We start from the raw sequence: 19,289 nt of genomic DNA on the forward strand, positions 1-19,289 counted from the left end.
AGAATGATGAAAAAATGGTTAATCGGTTTGCTGACGGCGGGGATGATTTTTTCTTTAGCTGCCTGCAAAACTAACGAGAAAAAAGAAGCAGATACGACGGACTCTATCAGTAGTTTTTCTGATGCAGTCAAAAAAGGAAAAGGCGAAACGGTAACCTTTTATGGGTTTGGCGGTAGTGAAAAAGCCAACGCTTGGGTGGACGAAGTGGTTACCCCGGCGATGAAGGATAAATATGATATCACGGTGAAACGTGTACCGATGGATATTGATCAAATTTTGAATAAATTGACCACTGAAAAAGAAGCTGGTACAAAAGCTGGTGACATCGATGTTATTTGGATCAACGGTGAAAACTTTTATACAGCCAAACAAGCGAAGCTGCTTTACGGACCGATCACCAAAAAAGTCGAAAGCTTTGAGAAATTGATGGATGTTGACGGACATAATTCTAAGTATGATTTTGGTGTCAAAATCGATGGCTATGAAGTTCCTTATGGCAGTGCACAATTAGTTTTCGCTGGCGACAAGGAGAAATTCAAAGAGGGTTTTCCTACAGATACAAAAGCTTTGCTGGAATATGCGAAAGCCAATCCGGGTAAAATCACCTATACTGCACCACCGGAATTCACAGGCAGTGCTTTTGTCCGCAATGTCATTTGTGATATCGTCGGGTATGATAAAGTAGAGAAGGCCAAAGCGAACAAAGAAGAGTTGTATAAGGTGATCAAACCGGGGCTAGATTATTTAAATGAGATCAAGCCTTATCTATGGCAAGAAGGCAAAACTTATCCAACGACCACTGCTGAGCTGGATCAGATGTTCGCAGCTGGGCAGATCGATATGAGCTACAGCTATTCGCAAATGCATGTGGCAGAAAAACGCAGTGATAACGAGTTTAAGACGACAACCGAATCCTTCTTGTTTGATAAAGGGACGATTGCTAACCAAAGTTATCTAGCGATCGCCAACACGTCGCAAGTCAAAGCATCGGCCTTACTTTTGATTAACGAAATGACTAACGAATCAGCGCAACTGAAAAAAGCAGAAGCCAAGTACGGATACAGCATTCCGCCATTTGATTCAAGCAAATTATCAGAAGAAACCAATCAAAAACTGACCGATCTTTATAAAAATCAAGGCGTCTTATCACTTGAAGAAATGCAGGAAAAACAAATTCCTGAGGTTCAAGCTGAAAAGATCCCAATGATTGAAGCGTTATGGAAAGAGCATGTCTTACATGAATAAAAAAAATTTTTTGGCAGTACCTTTTCTCTTAATAAACGGCGTTGTGATTTTTGCAGCGCTGTTTAAGGGGCTGCAAATTAGTCTAGGGTACTATCCTTTGAGCGGTCTGCGAGAAATTACTTTAGCGAATTATAAACAGATTTTGACCGACCCATTTTTTCAGAAGTCGCTAGGATACAGTTGCTATTTGGCACTGACTGCGACTTTTTTGTCATTGCTACTGGGAGTGGCTCTGTCTTTTCTTCTACTAAAAGTAAAAAGTCCTTGGTTACATACAATTATCCGACTGCCGATTTCTTTGCCGCATATTATTGTCGCTTTAATGATTATGCAATTGGTCAGTCAGTCGGGAATTATCTCGCGATTCCTTTTCCAATTGGGCTTGATAAAAGAGATCGGTCAATTCCCTTTGCTGATCCATGACACAGGGGGCATTGGGATTATCTTAGTCTTTCTTTATAAAGAGATTCCTTATGTTGCAGTGACAACCTTAGCGATTTTACAGCAGCTGCAATTGGGATACATAGAAGTGGCTAAAAACTTAGGTGCCTCAAACTTACGAATCTTTTTTTCGGTGATTCTGCCGATGATTCAGAAAACGTTAACGACTTTATTTATCATTTTGTTTTGTTTTACTTTTGCTTCTTTTGAAGTGCCGTTTCTGCTGGGAAATCCAAGCAAGCAAACAGTCGCATTAACAGCGTACGATTTATTTACTCAGGTCGATTTGACGACACGTCCTCAAGCCTTCGCGTTAAATCTAGTGATGTCAGGGATTTGTTTAATAGCTGTACTGCTTGCATTAGCGATCAGCCGGGTGCTGCCGGGAGGGAGAAAATCATCATGAAACTCTCGACAAAAAGAAATTCCTTATTTTTACTTCTTTCCGCAACGATCGTTTTAGTACCCTTGGTTCTATTGTTTTTATGGTCCTTTAGCGATAAATGGATGTTTCCTGCCCTTTGGCCGCAGGAAATAACTTTTAGGGCTTTCAAACAAATGCTAAGCGAGCCTAACTTCTTTCCAGCGATTCTAAATAGTTTCGTGATTGCTTTAACAGTAACGATCATCACTATTATGATTGCACTGCCAGCGGCTAGATATTTTGCTTTTCAGACAAAACTTTCTCAGCGTTTTGTTGAAGTGGTCATTTATTTGCCGTTGATTTTACCTGCTATCGCAATTATTACATCTAGTCAGGTGCTGTTTTTGCAAATGCGCTTGACCGGCACCTTTTTTGGTATTATTCTGATTCATACTTATTTATGTTTACCTTATGCGATGCAGATTTTACTGGAAAGTTATCGTCAGTTAGGAGATGGCTATCATCTGACCGCACAAAGTTTAGGCGCAAAACGTTGGAGAATTTTCTGGCAGATCACCTGGCCATTGCTGAGACCTGGCTTGAGTACGGCTGCGACCCTGGTTTTTATCGTTTCCTTCAGCCAGTACCTGCCGACCTTTTTTATTGGTGGAGGGAGAATCGTCACACTGCCGCTTTTACTGCTGCCATATGCGAATAATGGCCGTTTTGGCTTAGCTTCAACTTACAGTCTAGTCTTTATAATCTGTACAATGATCGGTGTATTCATCTTGAAAAGAGTAATAGGAGGAAAACAGCGTGGGATTAAGCGTTAAAAATTTGCAGCTAAGATACGGGAAAAAAGAAATATTACGTGATTTGTCTTTCGATGTGAATGAAGGGGAGATTCTTGCACTCTTTGGCCCATCTGGTGTAGGAAAAACCAGTCTCCTAAAAATGATTGCAGGAATCCAACCGGTTGATAAAAACACGATTTGTTTCACTGAATCATTTTCTCAAGAAAGTACAGTATTGGTATTCCAAGATTTTTGGCTTTTTCCCCACATGAATGTGGTGGAAAACATCGCTTTTGGATTAAAGGCCCGCAAATTTTCAAGAGAAATTATTCAACAGAAAATCGATAAAATCCTAGAAGTCTTTGATTTAGAGGGCTTAGAAATGCAGTTTCCTGATCAATTGTCTGGCGGACAAAAACAACGAGTAGCGTTGGCCCGAGCGATTGTTTTAGAACCCAAGCTGTTATTATTAGATGAACCATTTGCCAATTTGGACAATCATTTAAAAAGCGCCATGCGGGATTATTTGCGACGCTTGCAAGAATCCTATCGTTTTAGCATTATTTTAGTGACACATGATCGTGACGAAGCTCTTCAACTGGCGGATCGTATGATCATTTTATTAGACGGTAAGATTCAGCAAATTGGGGAACCCAAAGAAATCTATTTCCATCCCAAAAACCGAAAAGTTGCTGAAACGATCGGGGAGGCCAATTTTATCTCTGGAACAGTCAACAACACTTTATTTCGAACAGAAAAATTCAAACTAGCTGTACAAAATCCCGACAATATAAAGGGAGAGGCTCTTCTCTATCTTCCATATGGTGCAGAAATAACGATCAGACAAGAAGGGGCAGGAGTCCCGGCCTTCATTACTAGCAGTGATTGGACCCCCAATGGACAGCGAGCACAAATCAAAGTTGGGGAGACAAGCTGTACTTTTACGAATTTATCTCAAAAAATCGCTATTGGTGAGCAAGTCTTTTTAGATTTCAGCGAGCCCTTGCAAGTGATGAACCGATGATTTCGATTATTATCCCAACTTTAAATGAAGAAAAGAATCTTACGAAGCTGCTCTCACAATTGAAGCAACTAAAGAATACGATTTCTTTCGAGATTATTGTCGTGGATGGCGGCAGTCAAGATCAAACAGTTGCGGTCGCCAAAAATGATGCCGCAGTTTATCAATTACATAAGGCCAATCGAGGTGCGCAATTAAAGCTTGGCGTCGAGAAGAGCAGCGGTGAGATTCTATGGTTTTTACATAGTGACAGCAGAATTGAAAGTAGTCAGAATAATGTTTTAGAGCAAATTCAAACTGCTTTAAAAGATAGTCACTATAGTGCGGGTTTTTTAAAATTAACTTTTGATTCATCGGATTTCTTCTACCGTTATTTAGCAGGGACTTCCAATTTGCGAGCCCGTTATCTGGGCCTGATTTTTGGCGATCAAGGCCTATTTACCACTCGTGAAAGCTATGAGAAAGTTGGAGGCTTTGAACCTACACCTTTGATGGAGGATTGGCAGTTAAGCCGAAAGTTGTGGAAGCTTGGAAAATTTTATTCATTGTCAGCGACGATTATCACCTCCAGCCGACGATTTCGTAAAGGAAAGCTTCGAACGCACTTAAAGATGCACAAAATAAAATTGCTTTATTTACTGGGAATGTCACCAGAAAAATTAGCGAAGCGTTATTATAAATAGAAAGGAGTCATTCATGTTAGAAAAGATTCAGCTCTATTTGAAACAAAACCAACTCATCGAACAACTACACTTGCAAGAGCCCTTTACAGTTAAATTTTTAGCTCAAGGAGAATACAATCAAAATTTCCTAATTACTGATGAGAAAAGCAGTTACGTCTTTCGTTTAAACTTTGGCAGTCAACTGCATTTAGAAAATCAGATTCAGTATGAATACCAAGCATTAAAATGGCTTGAACGAACAGAACGAACGCCTAAAGTTTATTACGTCGACGATAGTCATCGAAGCTTCCAGCAAGGATTATTAATCATGAAGTTTTTAAAAGGGCAGCCTTTGGATTACCGAAAAGATTTACAGGAAGCAGCCAAAATATTTGGTCAGATTCATCAACAGCCAATTGATGAATTAGCGGATAAAACGTTCATAAAAGAAAAGGCGACGATCTTATCTGCTCGCATCAAGGAGTGCCAGCAGTTATTGGAACCTGTACTAAAAAGTGATTACGTTCCATTGCATGCACAGCGTCAGTTAGCCAATGCCTTCGACTGGTGTCAAAAAAATGTTTCTCGACAGCAATTTTTCATTGATTTGGATCAATGGTCAATCAACAATACAGAGGTTAATTCACATAATTTCATCATTGGAGAAAAAGGATTTTTGATTGACTGGGAAAAACCAGTCATTAGTCATCCGGTTCAAGATATTTCGCAATTTTTAGCTTCAACAACAACACTTTGGCGAGCGAACTTGATTTTGAATCGCTCAGAGAAACAAGAGTTTATTTCCAGATATCTTTCTGAGACTAATTCTGACGCCGCCTCTTTTGAAGAAGCACTTAGAATCTATCACCCATATTTGATGCTGCGGGCGTTAAGTTGGTCGGCAATGGCCTATGACAGTTATCAAAAAGACACTAAAGAATTGAAGAACCAAGAAATTTTCGACAAAGTGGCTAGTTATTTAGAAGAGGATTTTTTACGTCAAGCATTGAAGGAGCAGGTCTTTGAATAAAAAAGCGTATATTTTATTTACCCGTGTTCCTGTGCCCAATAAGGTTAAAACGCGTTTGCAGAGTTTGCTGACTGGCGAAGAAGCCTGTCAGGTTCAACAGCGAATTTTACAAGATAGTTTTGTAAAGTTTCAGCCGTTAAGTGAAACCGGGGTGGATCTCTATCTTACTTACTCTGATGAAGGCGATCCAACAGAATTGCTTACAGCATTACCAAAGAGCTTTCACTCATTTCAACAGCATGGAAAGACGATCGGTGAGCGTATGAATCACGCGATGAAGTATGTTTTAAAAATGGGCTACGAGCAGATTATTTTGACTGGAAGTGATATCCCAAATTTAAATACCAGCACTATTCAAGCAGCATTTAATCAGATGCGTGATGTTGTTTTAGGACCGTCACCAGATGGCGGCTATTACCTAGTAGGCTGTACTCGATCAATTGATTTGACACCGATATTTGAAACGAACATCGGATGGGGAAAAAGTGAAGTTCTAAAAGAAACACTGCGATTATTGACGGATTTTGATGTGACCTTATTAGCATCGTTGCAGGATATTGATTATCCCTCTGATTTAAAAGGAATTCGTAACGACTTAAAAGAAGAAAATTTGTATTTTAAACACTGGCTAGAAGAGAATCGAGGGATCTTAGAATGAAGAAAGTCATTTTTGATTGTGATAATACTTTTGGGATGTTCGGCCGCGATGTTGATGATGGACTGACTTTATTTTATTTACTGGGCTCACCAGCGATTGATTTACTTGGAGTTACCTTGACTTATGGAAATGGTGGTTTAGAAGAAGTTATAAAAATGACTGAAGAAGTTCAGCAACGTTTACGATTGCCTTTCATTTATTTCTCAAGCAATCAAGCACAGTTTTTGGTTAAGCAAGTTAATTGCTATCCCAATGAAGTGACGATTATAGCTACAGGAGCATTATCGAATTTATTTGAAGCACAAAAAATTGACCCTAATTTTTTTGAGAAGGTTCAAGAAATTGTTTTGATGGGTGGCACGCTCGAACCTCTGCAGGTAAATCAACGACCAGTCGCTGAACTGAATTTTTCATGCGATGCGGAAGCTGCTAAAGCAGTTCTATTAAGTCAAACAAAGCTCACAATAATGAATGGTCATATGACTTCTGAAGCTTTTTTTTCAAGAATTGAGCTGGACAAATTTCTGGAGTTGGCAGCAGATACTATCAGTCAAGAAGCGCTCATCTGGATTAGTAACACGTTAGATGAATGGATTGGTTGGAACAAAAAAATCTTTAATTTCAATGGTTTCTGTAATTGGGATATGACGACCGCCGTCTATTTAGAACATCCGGATCTGTTCAGTAACGAACATTATTGTTTATCTGTTGAGCAATTAGAACTCTCTCAAGGTAGAATGACGATTACTGATGAGTCACCTTATATAGTGAAAATGCCTAAGAAGCTTTTAGCCGTTACCGAGTTTAATAAGCTCGTGATTGATCGGATGATTCAGGGACTAAAAAGTAATGAAGACTAACAAGGAAGGAGAACAGGTGAAAAAGATCGTATTCTTTATTTTGTTAGTATTATTTGGAATCTTTCTAGCACATCAATTTGGTTTAGTTGATTTCTTGACAGATATTGCTGGGTTAAGGGCTTATTTAGAAAATCTTGGCTGTTGGGGATATCTGATTTTTATTGTCCTTTCGATCGTCGTATCGGTATTCCTGTTGCCAGGACAATTCCTAGCGATTGTCGGAGGTCTTGCATATGGTGGGTTTATTGGTGGACTGTTGACGATCGTTGGTGCTTCGTTCGGCTCCAGTATTTCCTTTATTATCGGAAAATATGTGGCACGGGATTATATTATAGAACGATTCGGCAGTGACCCAACCTTTCAAAAAATAGAAAAGGGTGTTAAAGAAAACGGCGTGTTTTTTTTGATTTTTACTCGACTAGTGCCGATATTTCCTTTTGCCATCCAAAGTTATGCTTATGCAATGACACCCATGAGTACCAAAAGTTTTAGCTTGATTTCATTCTTAACGATGATGCCAGCAAGTTTCCTATATGCCTTCATGGCTTCAGAGATTGCCGCCAAAGGTGTCTCTGTACTCTTATTGTTGGAATTAACAGGCGCAGGAATTCTCTTAGCGCTGCTAGCCTACTTGCCGAAAAAAATCAGCAAGAAAATTAGCCGCTTAAATTCAGAATACAAAGAAGATTAATAGTGTAAAAAAGATCAGAGAAACTCTTTCTGATCTTTTTACGTTCCAGCAAAACAAAGGGAATCTTATATTGAACGAAGATAAGATAATTTCATTTTTTTGTATTCTTCGATATTACGATCGCTGTTTCTCAAGAGTTGATTTTAAACCGTGTAAGTTAACTAAGACTCCATTGTTTTCTTTTGAATGTCATTCTAAAATAAAGATGAAAGGGGAGATGAAGATGGAAATGAATATTGGGCCGATTATTATGGAAAAACGTAAAGAGAAGCAAGTGACCCAGCAAGAACTAGCGAATTTTGTCGGTGTATCTAAAGCTTCAGTATCGAAATGGGAGACAGGGCAAACCTATCCTGACATAACGTTGCTCCCGCTCTTAGCTGCTTATTTCGATATCACAATCGATTCGCTGCTAACCTACGAACCGCAATTAGATAATCATGAGATACAGCGAATCTACGCAATGTTGAAGGAATCCTTGATAACAAAATCACCAGAGGATGTTTTAGCGACTGTTCGCAGTTTTGTCCGTCGCTATTATTCCTGTTATCCCTTTGTACTAAGAATGGGGATGTTTTTAATGAACCATGTTGATCTACTACCAGGCGAAGATAGCATCCAGACATATACAAAGGAAGCGCAGGAATTATTTGTCCATGTTCGAACACAAGCAAAAGACCCTGAAATGATCATTCAAGCTTTGAAGTACGAAGCATATACTGCTCTAACTTTGAATGAGTTTGATCAAGTTTTAGAAATTTTGGGTGACCAAGTCCCTATGCTGTTTCCAATTGAGAGTTTAATAGCTGCAGCACAACAGCAAAAGGGTGATCAGCAACAAGCGATCGTTACTCTTCAAAGTGCCATCTATCAATACTTAACAGTTTTTTTGAGCTTCTTAACGAATTACTTACAGCTACTACTTAATGATTCTGCTAAGTTTTCCGAAACAGTATCACGAGGTCTTCAGTTTGCGTCTATCTTTAATTTAAATGAAATGCATCCCGTAGCTTTGATGAACTTTCAATTATCTGCAATTTTTGGCTATGCACAAAAGGGTGATGAAGCTGCTGCCTTACAAAATTTAAATAGGTTTCTTAATGTGTTACAACAAACAAAATTTCCAGTCGATCTTCATGGAGACAACTATTTTGATCAAGTCGATGATTGGTTGAAAGAATCAGAAATTGGAAATCAATTGCCTAGAGACTCAATGAAGGTTAAGGAAAGTTTGATTACTATCGTAATAGATAACCCTGTATTCGCAAATTTTAAGGACCAAGTACAATTACAGAGAGTTTTTAGTGAACTGCGAAATATCAAAGGACAGGATGTGACTGATAATGAATAATTTCGAATTTTTGAAAGAGAATCTGCCCATTTTTCTGCCATTAGTCATTTTAGAATTGATCTTAATGATCACCGCCGTCAGGCATGTATTGAAACACCAAAATTATCGTTTTGGCAGCAAGGCTATCTGGTTGCTGATTGTGATTTTGCTTCAAATCATTGGGCCAGTCATGTACTTCGTCTTTGGAAGAGGGGATGACCAGTGAGCATTTTGGAATTGAGGCAAGTGACTAAAAAGTTCGGTTCGAAAAGTGTGTTAAATCAGCTAAATCTGACTGTCCCAACAGGATCAATTTTCGGTTTTGTTGGCGAGAACGGTGCAGGAAAGACGACTACCATGAAGATGATTTTGGGATTAGAGGAAAAAAATGGTGGAGAGATATTCGTTAAGGGAATACCTGTAGTTTTTGGTGATAATCAAACCAATCATCTGACAGGATATTTACCTGATGTGCCGGAATTTTATGATTATATGTCTGCTCAAGAATATCTAAAGTTCTGCGGAGAAATCACCGGTCTATCGAAAGAGCAATTAAAGCAAAAGATTACTGAAATTTTATCACTGGTAGGATTAAAAACGGATAAACGGAAGATCAGTGGGTATTCGAGAGGGATGAAGCAGCGATTGGGTATCGCGCAAGCTTTGTTGAATGATCCAGAATTATTGATATGCGATGAACCAACCTCAGCGTTGGATCCCAGCGGGCGCAATGAATTTTTGGAAATGTTGGAGCAATTAAAGGGACGGACGACGATTTTGTTTTCTACTCATATCTTGAGTGACGTGGAACGGATCTGTGATTACGTCGGTATTTTAAATAAAGGTAAATTGGCTGTAAGCGGATCATTGAATGAATTGAAGTGTCAGTATGCCAAAAATCAAATTGAAATCAAATTTTCAAAGTATGATGAACTCACTGAATTTGCTGGCAAATTGGATGAGATGAAACAAAACGCCATACTGAAAGAGGTTTCTTTTAATATGGAAAAAAGGCTTTTTCAACTTGAGCATGCTCAACCTTACGAGAAAATTGCACCACAGATTTTTCAACTATTTGAAACGTGTCATGTGTTTCCAATAGCGATCAAAAAAATTGATCCATCATTAGAAAAGATTTTTCTGGAGGTGGTTCAATGAAAAATTTGTTTTATTTTACTAAGAAAGAATTATTTGAATGCTGGCGCACTTCGCGTTTAGTGATTATGGTGATTATCTTTTTAATTCTTGGCTTAATGAATCCCTTACTGGCAAAGTTGACACCGGAAATCGTGAAAATGACAATCGGAGAGATTCTGGCGAATACCATTCCTGAACCAACATCTATTGACTCTTGGACACAATTCTATAAAAATCTTACACAAATCGGATTGATTGTTATAGCCTTGATGTTTAGTGGAGTCGTTAGCAATGAGATCGGCAGGGGAACATTGATTAATCTTGTGACCAAGGGGCTGAGACGGTGGGTGATCATCGTGGGAAAAATGATTAGTTTGTTGCTCCAATGGACGATTTGTTTGGTGTTAGCATTTTTAATCACCTGGGGTTACACCGCGTATTACTTTCCTGATGATAAGAGCCCTCATATTTTCTTAGCCGTTCTTCCCTTATGGATATTTGGTCTGCTATTGTTCAGTTTTATTCTTCTTGCTTCAACAATCGCTCATAACAATTACGAAGGACTATTGATAACGGGCGGAGGGATTGTGTTGCTAGTAATCCTCAACTTGTTCGATAAGATGAAGCATTATAATCCTATTTCACTAGTTACCCAAAATTTATTTTTATTGAAAAAAAGCGCAGGCTTTCAAGATTATCTCCCGGCAATGCTGATCAGTATCATTCTTGCTATTGCAGTTATTATTTTAAGTGTGCTGATTTTTAATAGGAAGAAACTGTAGTGCACTCTTTAACTCATAGAGGTGTTATTTTTGAAGAAATTGAAATGAATGACTATCTATTCAAGTAGAATTTCTGACAAACGAAAAATTACTTGTTGTGCTTGAGAACCAGATCTTTTCTGGTTCTTTTTTTAACTCAAAATTCTCTTTGGAAGTTTTTGACAAAAAGAAAAAAACATCAACACAATGTCGATGTTCATAATTAAATAAATAGATAAATAACGGAATAGATATAGTAGGCTAAGAGTAGTAAAGCAACGATGCAAGAAAGCTTAGCAAAAAAACCTCCGCGCGCTGGCTTAATAGACTGGCGAGATTGCTTACGTGTCATCTCTGCTACGTCAATATCAGGTGTCTGCTGTTTTGATGAACGTAAAAGTACGACTGCCAGTAAGTCGATAAAAAGTAATCCTTGTAAAATAATGCTAACGATGAATACAATTTGATCTCCCTTTATTAGCCTGAATAGGAATAAGACGATCATCAGAAGATCAAAAAGTAGTGTCAGTAAAAGCGCCATAATAAAGCTCCTTCGAATAGGTTAGAATAAACAAAGTTTATTATAGCATACAACTAATAAAAAAAATTACGAAATATTTGTGAAAGATTCCAGTAGGAGCATTACCTCTTGTGTCTCCATAGTGAATAGATCATCCAATAAAGCATAAATGTAACCAGGGAAATCAACATTAAGAGTGCGAGTGTCCATGCTCCTTCAACCGGCTGGTCATGATGATAATTCATTAGCAGGTAGATGCATAAAAAAGTCGGAATCAAGGATAAATACAAATGAATCAGCACACGATCTCTTTTGAAAAGATAAAAATAAATGATTGTCATCAAGCCAAAAATCAGATAAATAATCCAAGAAACTGCATCGCCAATATCCATAAATTCCCTCCTTCGTACGCTATTATAACAGAGTGACGGCTTTAATAAATAACGGGAAAATGAGAATTGATTGGTTTTGTTAATGAGAAAATGCCATTTTATGTCTCATTTTCAATTGTATAATAATAAATACGCTTTAAGCTCTGAAAAATCTTTCTTTAATTTAAAAAAATCAGAAAGAATTGAGAAACGGTTGTTATATAAGGGTTTCCATAATTCAAAGTTAAAAGAAATAATTTTACTTTGTGATTAATTTTTGTTACTTTATAAAGAGAGAGGTAAGGAAGAAGCATTAATTGTAACTACATATTAATGCTTGATAGAGGGGGATGACATGGATTATAAAAAACTACTATGTAGTGTGATGTTGTTAGGAAGCTTAGGGACTTCAACAGTGGTGGCCTATGGGGATGAAACAACTGATTCTACTAGTACACAGGAGAGCTCAGCAGTAGTAGAATCATCTAGCTCTTCAATTGATTCAACTGGAACACAGGAAACATCAACACAAAAGACGTCAGAATTAGAAATTAAGGAAAACGTAGCAACTGATTCTAGCGAACAGATAGAAAGCAACAGTGAGATAGAGGCTATAGATGAAGAAGAATTCGATGCACAAGGAAATTTGCAGTTTCATCATCCGATTCGATTTGAAGATTTTACATTGGAACCACCTGCCTTTAGAGCAGCTCGTTCAACTATGAGCACACAGCAGGTATTTATCAATCAAATTGCTCCATCAGCAAAATCATTGGCAAGTGAAAACGACTTGTATGCCTCCGTTATGATTGCGCAAGCAATTGTCGAGAGTGGATGGGGAGGGAGTGCACTTTCACAAGCACCTAATTACAATCTTTTTGGCATTAAGGGAGATTATAAAGGACAATCTGTAACAATGAAAACACAAGAGTGGAGCGAAAAAGAAGGCTGGCACTATGTGAATGCCAAGTTTAGAAAATACCCTTCTTACAAAGAATCTTTAGGAGACAATGTAACAGTTCTGAAGAAAACCTCTTTTTCAACAGGAATTTATTTCTATTCAGGTGCGTGGAAGAGTAATACAAAATCTTATAAGGATGCTACAAAATGGCTGACAGGTAGATACGCTACAGCACCCAATTATGGATCAACTCTGAATAACGTCATTGAGACCTATAAACTAACGCAATACGATACCGGAAGTAACAGCAGCGGCGGATCTAATCCAGCACCAGTTCAAACGAACGCGATGTATCGTCTGTATAACCCGAATAGCGGAGAACATTTTTATACGGCAAATGCTGCTGAACGTGACAAGGTTAGAAAAGCGGGCTGGCGTTACGAAGGTATCGGCTGGCAAGCACCTAGAAGCGGCACACCTGTTTATCGCCTTTATAATCCGAATGCAGGGGATCACCATTATACGACATTTGCTTACGAGAAGAATGATTTAGTTAAAAAAGGTTGGCGTTATGAAGGAATAAGCTGGTATTCTGGAGGTAGCAAGCCACTTTATCGACTCTATAATCCAAATGCTAAAGCAGGTTCTCACCACTATACATTGCTTCAAAGCGAGCGGAACAACTTAATCAAACAAGGTTGGCGCAATGAAGGTATTGGTTGGTACGGACAGTAATGATGACTAAAAAAAGGTTCTCGATGAAATAAATCATCGAGAACCTTTTTTAGTCAGCGTCAGAGATTTCTGAAATGACAAAAAAGTTGTGAAGACTATCTTTTGAGTACTCATACTTTTTCGCAATCTCACACAGAATCTGATTGTTAGATTCAACAATTGGCTCGTTCCCATCATACAAAGTTTCCGTTGGAAGATGGATTTCGAAAGATTTTTTGTCCTCTAACACCAAAGGCTTTTGAAAGAAATATCCAGCGATCTTTTTCATGAGAATTTCTCCTTTTTCTATTATTTGTTATATATTACCTCAGCGAAGCTGTTAAAACCAGAAATAAGCTCTATAACAAGTGTAATTTATAGTAAGCGTAAGAGCGCGATTCCCAATACACCTGTAAGAACTATTTTCATCAAATCATTCGTACGAATACCCACAATCAATGCTGGTATACAGGCTAAAACCTCTGGAATGCGTACAGTAGGAAAATGACCTGTTCGAAAATTTAGTAAGCTTTGCAGCAGCAATGCTGTCAAAATCGTCATTGGCAAGTAACTCAAGAATTTTTCGATCACAGGTGGCAACGTGAATGCCTTAGTAAGTACAAAAGGTAAGACCCGTGGAATCCAAGTAACTAAAGCACAACCAAAAAGTGTCAATAAATAGTAGTAATTATTCATCTTTGATCAGCACCCCCACAAAACAACCTGAAAGTGTTGCCAATATTACGGCAAATTCAGCAGAGACAAAACGCATCAAAAGGAAAAGCGCAACAGACGTCACAGCTAAAATCGTAATCGTTTTATTTCTTTGTCTTTTTAGCGGCAATTGAACCTGAAAAAGGAACAGGCCAAGAAACATCGCAGTCAAGGCAAAATCAAAACCAAAAATTGTGGGGTCAGGAATGAAATTTCCCAGCAGCGCACCAATAACGGTTGAAAGAATCCAAACGAGATAGGCAGTGATATTTAATCCGTGCATCCAATTGCTTGTAACCCTTTTTTCTTGCGCTAAAGTGCTCATCAATACTCCATAAGATTCGTCTGTAAGTAGTGTTCCGATGGCAATACCGTTTAACAACGAATCTTCTTTAAAGTAGTGAGCAACAGAAAGACTCATGAGTAAATGGCGCAGGTTAACTAGAAAGACTGTAAAAACAATGGACAAAACCGGTGCGCCCAACAAAAGCAAACCGCATAGGATGAATTGTGCACTTCCAGCATAGACCAACGTTGACATCAAAAAAACTTGCCAGATAGCAAGATGGGCAGACTTGCCCACGATACCCATCGCAATACCGATACCCAGATATCCCATGATTGTAGGCAGACAGGCCTTGACTCCATCAGAAAAGCTGGAGGTTTGCGTAATGCGATTATCCATATGGTTTCACCTCTCATTTTTTTTTAATCATATTAGACTAAAACAAATAAAAAAACAAGAGTAACTAAAAAAATAAATGAGCTACTGATCCAATGAGAAGAATATATCAGTGAGCAAGAGAAGTTACTGCTTATTTATTTTACCATAAAAAAAATAGTAAAAAGTTTAAAAAATGAAATAGTATTAGTTAAATAACTAATGATTACTCTTTTCCATGAGAAAAGGCTTTAATTTTATTGCTGGATGTAGTTGATGTATAATAGAACTAAGGGAGGCGTTTTCAATGAAAGAAAGCTATAAAAATATTCTCGTTGCAGTGGATGGTTCACCAGCTTCGAATGATGCGTTTAATGAAGCACTCAATGTTGCTGACCGTAATGGCGCAAAATTATTCATCCTTACTGTAGTGGATTACAAATTTTCAATCGGTGATCCAGCATTTATCAATGACGCGCTGAAGTTTCATTTGAACAATGCTGAAATTGAATTAGAGCAGTTGATTTCCAACTCAAAGATGAGTGGATTGGATTACGAAACGAAGATTGATTCAGGAAGTCCAAAACGAAAAATTATTGAATATGCGCTTGAAAAACAGGTCGATCTCATCATGGTCGGCGCGACTGGATTAGGAGCCATAGAGCAAGCAATAGTTGGTTCTACGACAGCGTATGTCGTGAATCATGCAAAGTGCAATGTAATGGTAGTTAAATCCTAAGGAGTTTAAAAACGCAAAAAAAGTTTCTGCCTTCCATTGAAAGCAGAAACTTTTTTTATTGGGATAGTAGGGCTCGAACCTACACTCTCCTGATTCAGAGTCAGGCGCCTTACCAGTTTGGCCATATCCCAGTGAGAACAGAAAACATTATAACGCTAGTTTTTCTATTCTTCAAATAAATTGTCTTGATTATTTATTTCCAGCTTGTTTCAAAGCAGCCAGAACGATATTACCATTAGCGAATCCAAGATTGATCTTGATAACTTCAGCCTCGAACACCAAAGTTAGGCGGATACCATTTAGTTTCTTTTTACCGCTGATTTCCTTACATTGATACAGATTGTATTTATAAGCCTTTTGTTTACTTAACGCATAAAGTATATTTCCTGAAATTCCATAGGCGGTCAAGCCTTCTTGTTTCTTGATATTTTCATATTTATGAAATCCGATAAACGAAAAAGTGAAGGTCGTTTTTGGAAAAGACTGTAAAAAGCTACTAAATAAATGGATTCCCTTCTCTTCATTGGTATTGTAGTCAATCCCATATTTCTTGCTAAATTGATATAATTCGTTTGCTGTGTTCATAATGACCTCGCTCTTCTTAATACTACTAGTATAAATGTTTATTATAATAGAAACAATTGTTTATCTATTGAAGCGGCGGGTATTGAAAAATTCTGAAACAGCCATCGTAATTAATAAGATACCGAAGATTTGAAAGAGAATCATAATACTGCTGAAAGGATTGAATAAAAGGAAAAATCCAGCGATGATCATTAAGCCGCTGTAAATCACTTGACCGGTTACTGGAAAACCGTTTCTTCTGGCAGTCCAGCTTTGAATAAACTGACTGATGGCAAAAATTAGGATAATAAATCCTAAAAACATTGGTAAGATACTAATGATCCCCTTTGAAAACCATAGGACTACAAAAGCGGTGATTACTCGCATGATGCCGCCCGTGGTTTCGAAACCGACGTTGCCAGTATATTTCTTCGCTCTTAGCCCACGAATAATCTGCAAAATACCAAAAATTAACAAATAGAAGAAAACAATGTAAACAATTCCTCTAAAAACGTTTCGTGGTGATGCTAAGATAGCGATTCCAAGCATGAGATAGCAGGCACTTCTTAAATATCCATACTTTTTGATTGAATCAATAAAATTCGACATAAAACTATCACTCCTCATAGATAATTTTACCCGATTTAAATACATTTTGCTAATGAAGTGAAAAATTCGATTGTAAACCATTCCATACTTCGGTATAATTGCGAATAACATTGATCCAAAAGCTAGACGAACAAATGAATGTCGATACTGGAGGGCTTACTTATGAATGAAGAAGAAATTGAACTAGGTAGAAGTTATCGTTGCCATCCGATTGGTTTCGAAGAATGCGTAGAAGGCGAAGTAATTTCGAAAATGACAAACTGCGCAGTCGTTCGGATCAATCAGTGCGAAGAAATCGATCAAGAGCAGCGAGATGACAAATCTAACATGGTCGTGGTAAAATATTCTAATTTCATTCCAAGTTAGAAGGCGGTTTTTTTGAATATATTTACATTGTTATTGGTGATTTTTACGGCTGTACTTTATGTTTTTTTGATGATAGCACGCAGAGAAATCGTTGTCCCGGTTTTTAAGCGACGCAGGCAATATCCCATTTATTTATTTTTAGCAATACTGATTTTATGGATAGGATTCACTAGTTGGCAAGACCTGAATGGCCGTGTGCAGACAATCCTAGCAGCACTGGTGATGTTGAGTTTTCTGTTGGACAAAAAAGGTTTTACAGAAGAAAGCCTGATCCTTTTTAGCTTAGATAACCGCGGGATCCCTTTAGATGAGATCGAGCGGGTGGTATTGTTTCAAGAGGAGAACGGATTAATCAAGTTAAATTATTTCCGCAAAGAACGTCGTGGGCCGATCTTGACTTTTGATTACTCTTTAACAGAATTCGTCGTTTTTCTGTCAACTCATCTCAGTGAGGGAAGCACGTTGGAAATCTTAACCAAAGACGATCAGGACAAAGATGGCAAATAAAATAGGCAATGCTGTTTTACAGCATTGCCTATTTGTATGATATTCAGCAGATTAACGGAAAACGCGGAAGCGTTCGTCGTCAGCTAGGTATTCTTTTTCATTAGCTTCGCCTTCTTTAGAACCGAAAACTAATTGTGAACGTAATTGCCAGTTTGCTGGAATATTCCATTCCTTTGCGACAGCATCATCGATAACTGGATTGTAATGTTGCAAGTTTGCGCCAAGGCCTGCAGCTGTTAAAGCGGTCCAAGTGTTTGCTGTTGCGATACCATTTGATTGTTCAGCCCAATCAGGGAAGTTATCAGCATATAATGCAAATTGTTCTTGCAAGTTTTTCACAGTATCAGTTTCCTTGAAGAACATTACAGTTCCATAAGCGTTTCTAAAGCTAGCGATTTTTGCTTGCGTATTAGGAAAAACTTCTGCTGGAGTTAATGGTTTCAACGCTTCTTCAACAATGTTCCACAATTTTTCGTGGGCATTTCCAAATAGAATAACGGCACGAGGTGATTGTGCGTTAAAAGCAGTTGGGCTGCTTTTTACTGCGTCTTTAATCAACTCAGTGATTTCTTCTTCTGATTGTTTAACATCTCGTCCTAAAGCGTAAAATGAACGACGATCTTTTAATGTTTCTAAAAATTGAGACATAATAATTTCCACCTTTTCTTGTTTTGTTCTTGTTGACAAAAACTACTTTACCATCTTACAAAAAGTAAGAAAAGAAATATGCTCGTGGAAAGGTAATTTTTTTTAAAGGGCTAGTGAATAACTTCCATGAAACTCTTTGAAATATGATAAACTAGCATTATGAAGCTTTAAAATTGGAGGCCCACAGATGAACATAAAGGAAGTAGGAAAAACAATTCTTTTGTTTTTGATCTTAGGAGCTATTTTGATTGGTTTACGCCAGTTTGTTTTTACTCCAGTAGTAGTAAAAGGAGATTCGATGGATCCGACACTGATCGATGGGGAGCGTGTCATTGCACTAAAAAATACGAAAGTTAAACGCTTCGATATCGTGACCTTTCCAGCACCAGACGATGAAGGAAAAAACTATATCAAACGTGTGATTGGCTTACCGGGTGATACTGTCGAGTATAAAAATGACAAGCTCTATATCAATGATAAAGAATACGATGAACCTTATTTGAAAGAGTTCAAAGGTAAATTGGATGACGACCAGCCGCTGACCTACGATTTTAATTTAGAAGAACTATTTGGATCAAAAACAGTCCCAGAAGGCCAGTTATTTGTTTTAGGCGATAATCGCCGAATTTCAAAAGACAGCCGAATCATCGGGATGATCAAAGAAAAAGATATAATGGCCGATGTGAAATTTGTGTTTTGGCCACTGGATCGTTTCGGTACTGTAGACTAGCATAATATGCTAGTCTTTTTTAGTTTATTTCGAAAAAACTTCATTCTCATGTTTTGAAAATGAATCGAATAATCCGAATGGAACAGCCCGCTTTACCTTGAAATTCAGTTCGTCTTATTAATTTAGATATTATAGCAAATCAATATTTTTAACTATCCATTTTACTATTAAATTTCCTGATGACAGCTTGCTTAACCATGCGCAGAATCAGTGTAACTGTTATAATATACGAGTAACATAATTTGAAGAAA

At 37.8% G+C, this 19,289-nt stretch carries 26 protein-coding genes and 1 tRNA gene; 18 read left to right on the forward strand and 9 right to left on the reverse strand.

All coding sequences use genetic code 11. From position 1 onward, the window contains the following. The first annotated feature begins 6 nt into the window (after positions 1-6). From E6139_RS12845 to E6139_RS12905, 13 genes are all read left to right on the forward strand, one after another. Positions 7-1,245 carry an ABC transporter substrate-binding protein gene (locus E6139_RS12845; protein ID WP_316403469.1) on the forward strand — a complete coding sequence of 413 codons (1,239 nt, stop codon included), beginning with the start codon at positions 7-9 and terminating at the stop codon, positions 1,243-1,245. Then, a complete protein-coding gene (locus E6139_RS12850; RefSeq protein ID WP_316403470.1) occupies positions 1,238-2,092 on the forward strand; it encodes an ABC transporter permease in 855 nt (284 codons plus the stop codon). The genes E6139_RS12845 and E6139_RS12850 overlap by 8 nt, the downstream gene beginning before the upstream one ends. After that, positions 2,089-2,883: an ABC transporter permease gene (locus E6139_RS12855; protein ID WP_316403471.1), complete on the forward strand. Its 795-nt coding sequence runs from the start codon at positions 2,089-2,091 to the stop codon at positions 2,881-2,883. The genes E6139_RS12850 and E6139_RS12855 overlap by 4 nt, the downstream gene beginning before the upstream one ends. Continuing rightward, on the forward strand, positions 2,867-3,868 hold the full coding sequence (locus E6139_RS12860; RefSeq protein ID WP_316403472.1) for an ABC transporter ATP-binding protein: 1,002 nt from the start codon (positions 2,867-2,869) through the stop codon (positions 3,866-3,868). The genes E6139_RS12855 and E6139_RS12860 overlap by 17 nt, the downstream gene beginning before the upstream one ends. Beyond that, positions 3,865-4,548: a TIGR04283 family arsenosugar biosynthesis glycosyltransferase gene (locus E6139_RS12865; protein ID WP_316403473.1), complete on the forward strand. Its 684-nt coding sequence runs from the start codon at positions 3,865-3,867 to the stop codon at positions 4,546-4,548. The genes E6139_RS12860 and E6139_RS12865 overlap by 4 nt, the downstream gene beginning before the upstream one ends. Before the next feature lie 13 nt (positions 4,549-4,561). Beyond that, on the forward strand, positions 4,562-5,557 hold the full coding sequence (locus E6139_RS12870; RefSeq protein WP_316403474.1) for an aminoglycoside phosphotransferase family protein: 996 nt from the start codon (positions 4,562-4,564) through the stop codon (positions 5,555-5,557). Further along, a complete protein-coding gene (locus E6139_RS12875; RefSeq protein ID WP_316403475.1) occupies positions 5,550-6,215 on the forward strand; it encodes a TIGR04282 family arsenosugar biosynthesis glycosyltransferase in 666 nt (221 codons plus the stop codon). Before E6139_RS12870 ends, E6139_RS12875 begins: the two co-directional genes overlap by 8 nt. Continuing rightward, the gene (locus tag E6139_RS12880) at positions 6,212-7,075 is read left to right on the forward strand and encodes a nucleoside hydrolase (protein ID WP_316403476.1); all 864 of its coding nucleotides are present in this window, start codon (positions 6,212-6,214) and stop codon (positions 7,073-7,075) included. The genes E6139_RS12875 and E6139_RS12880 overlap by 4 nt, the downstream gene beginning before the upstream one ends. A 16-nt stretch (positions 7,076-7,091) precedes the next feature. Then, complete coding sequence (locus E6139_RS12885; RefSeq protein WP_316403477.1) at positions 7,092-7,766, forward strand: TVP38/TMEM64 family protein; 675 nt, start codon at positions 7,092-7,094, stop codon at positions 7,764-7,766. Positions 7,767-7,989: 223 nt separating this feature from the next. After that, positions 7,990-9,117 carry a helix-turn-helix transcriptional regulator gene (locus E6139_RS12890; RefSeq protein WP_316403478.1) on the forward strand — a complete coding sequence of 376 codons (1,128 nt, stop codon included), beginning with the start codon at positions 7,990-7,992 and terminating at the stop codon, positions 9,115-9,117. After that, positions 9,110-9,322 (forward strand): PLDc N-terminal domain-containing protein, encoded by a 213-nt coding sequence (locus tag E6139_RS12895; RefSeq protein WP_316403479.1) that lies wholly within the window; start codon positions 9,110-9,112, stop codon positions 9,320-9,322. The genes E6139_RS12890 and E6139_RS12895 overlap by 8 nt, the downstream gene beginning before the upstream one ends. Next, positions 9,319-10,254, forward strand: a complete 936-nt coding sequence (locus E6139_RS12900; protein WP_316403480.1) for an ABC transporter ATP-binding protein — start codon at positions 9,319-9,321, stop codon at positions 10,252-10,254. The genes E6139_RS12895 and E6139_RS12900 overlap by 4 nt, the downstream gene beginning before the upstream one ends. Next, positions 10,251-11,015 (forward strand): ABC transporter permease, encoded by a 765-nt coding sequence (locus E6139_RS12905; protein ID WP_316403481.1) that lies wholly within the window; start codon positions 10,251-10,253, stop codon positions 11,013-11,015. The genes E6139_RS12900 and E6139_RS12905 overlap by 4 nt, the downstream gene beginning before the upstream one ends. 202 nt (positions 11,016-11,217) lie before the next feature. Here the strand turns inward: E6139_RS12905 and E6139_RS12910 are convergent, their stop codons facing one another. Then, the gene (locus E6139_RS12910; RefSeq protein ID WP_316403482.1) at positions 11,218-11,535 is read right to left on the reverse strand and encodes a hypothetical protein; all 318 of its coding nucleotides are present in this window, start codon (positions 11,533-11,535) and stop codon (positions 11,218-11,220) included. A 101-nt stretch (positions 11,536-11,636) separates the two neighbouring features. Beyond that, entirely contained in the window at positions 11,637-11,906 is a 270-nt protein-coding gene (locus E6139_RS12915; protein ID WP_316403483.1) for a hypothetical protein, read from the reverse strand. 334 nt (positions 11,907-12,240) lie between these two features. Between E6139_RS12915 and E6139_RS12920 the strand changes: the two genes are divergently transcribed. After that, positions 12,241-13,521, forward strand: a complete 1,281-nt coding sequence (locus E6139_RS12920; protein ID WP_316403484.1) for a glycoside hydrolase family 73 protein — start codon at positions 12,241-12,243, stop codon at positions 13,519-13,521. Positions 13,522-13,570: 49 nt separating this feature from the next. Here E6139_RS12920 and E6139_RS12925 read toward each other — a convergent pair whose 3' ends face one another. From E6139_RS12925 to E6139_RS12935, 3 genes are all read right to left on the reverse strand, one after another. Beyond that, the gene (locus E6139_RS12925) at positions 13,571-13,789 is read right to left on the reverse strand and encodes a hypothetical protein (protein WP_316403485.1); all 219 of its coding nucleotides are present in this window, start codon (positions 13,787-13,789) and stop codon (positions 13,571-13,573) included. 86 nt (positions 13,790-13,875) lie between these two features. Beyond that, positions 13,876-14,196, reverse strand: a complete 321-nt coding sequence (locus E6139_RS12930; protein ID WP_316403486.1) for an AzlD domain-containing protein — start codon at positions 14,194-14,196, stop codon at positions 13,876-13,878. Next, positions 14,189-14,899 (reverse strand): AzlC family ABC transporter permease, encoded by a 711-nt coding sequence (locus E6139_RS12935; protein WP_316403487.1) that lies wholly within the window; start codon positions 14,897-14,899, stop codon positions 14,189-14,191. The genes E6139_RS12930 and E6139_RS12935 overlap by 8 nt, the downstream gene beginning before the upstream one ends. A 283-nt stretch (positions 14,900-15,182) precedes the next feature. Here E6139_RS12935 and E6139_RS12940 point away from each other — a divergent pair, with 283 nt between their 5' ends. Then, positions 15,183-15,614: a universal stress protein gene (locus E6139_RS12940; RefSeq protein WP_316403488.1), complete on the forward strand. Its 432-nt coding sequence runs from the start codon at positions 15,183-15,185 to the stop codon at positions 15,612-15,614. A 58-nt stretch (positions 15,615-15,672) separates the two neighbouring features. Here E6139_RS12940 and E6139_RS12945 read toward each other — a convergent pair. The 3 genes from E6139_RS12945 to E6139_RS12955 all read right to left on the reverse strand — a co-directional run bounded on the left by E6139_RS12945 (position 15,673) and on the right by E6139_RS12955 (position 16,787). Continuing rightward, a tRNA-Gln gene (locus tag E6139_RS12945) sits at positions 15,673-15,745 on the reverse strand. A 58-nt stretch (positions 15,746-15,803) separates the two neighbouring features. Continuing rightward, positions 15,804-16,199 carry a hypothetical protein gene (locus E6139_RS12950; protein ID WP_316403489.1) on the reverse strand — a complete coding sequence of 132 codons (396 nt, stop codon included), beginning with the start codon at positions 16,197-16,199 and terminating at the stop codon, positions 15,804-15,806. A 60-nt stretch (positions 16,200-16,259) separates the two neighbouring features. Continuing rightward, positions 16,260-16,787 carry an HdeD family acid-resistance protein gene (locus E6139_RS12955; protein ID WP_316403490.1) on the reverse strand — a complete coding sequence of 176 codons (528 nt, stop codon included), beginning with the start codon at positions 16,785-16,787 and terminating at the stop codon, positions 16,260-16,262. 162 nt (positions 16,788-16,949) lie between these two features. On the opposite strand from E6139_RS12955, the gene E6139_RS12960 reads away from it, so the two are divergent. Continuing rightward, entirely contained in the window at positions 16,950-17,153 is a 204-nt protein-coding gene (locus tag E6139_RS12960; protein ID WP_010780854.1) for a hypothetical protein, read from the forward strand. Positions 17,154-17,165: 12 nt separating this feature from the next. After that, positions 17,166-17,660: a hypothetical protein gene (locus tag E6139_RS12965; RefSeq protein ID WP_316403491.1), complete on the forward strand. Its 495-nt coding sequence runs from the start codon at positions 17,166-17,168 to the stop codon at positions 17,658-17,660. Between the two features lie 51 nt (positions 17,661-17,711). Here E6139_RS12965 and E6139_RS12970 read toward each other — a convergent pair whose 3' ends face one another. Next, on the reverse strand, positions 17,712-18,308 hold the full coding sequence (locus tag E6139_RS12970; protein ID WP_316403492.1) for a nitroreductase family protein: 597 nt from the start codon (positions 18,306-18,308) through the stop codon (positions 17,712-17,714). Between the two features lie 187 nt (positions 18,309-18,495). On the opposite strand from E6139_RS12970, the gene lepB reads away from it, so the two are divergent. Beyond that, a complete protein-coding gene (gene lepB / locus E6139_RS12975; RefSeq protein ID WP_316403493.1) occupies positions 18,496-19,038 on the forward strand; it encodes a signal peptidase I in 543 nt (180 codons plus the stop codon). Positions 19,039-19,289: the final 251 nt, after the last annotated feature.

It is taken from the genome of Enterococcus sp., from assembly GCF_032555305.1.
Classification (GTDB): Bacteria; Bacillota; Bacilli; order Lactobacillales; family Enterococcaceae; genus Enterococcus_A.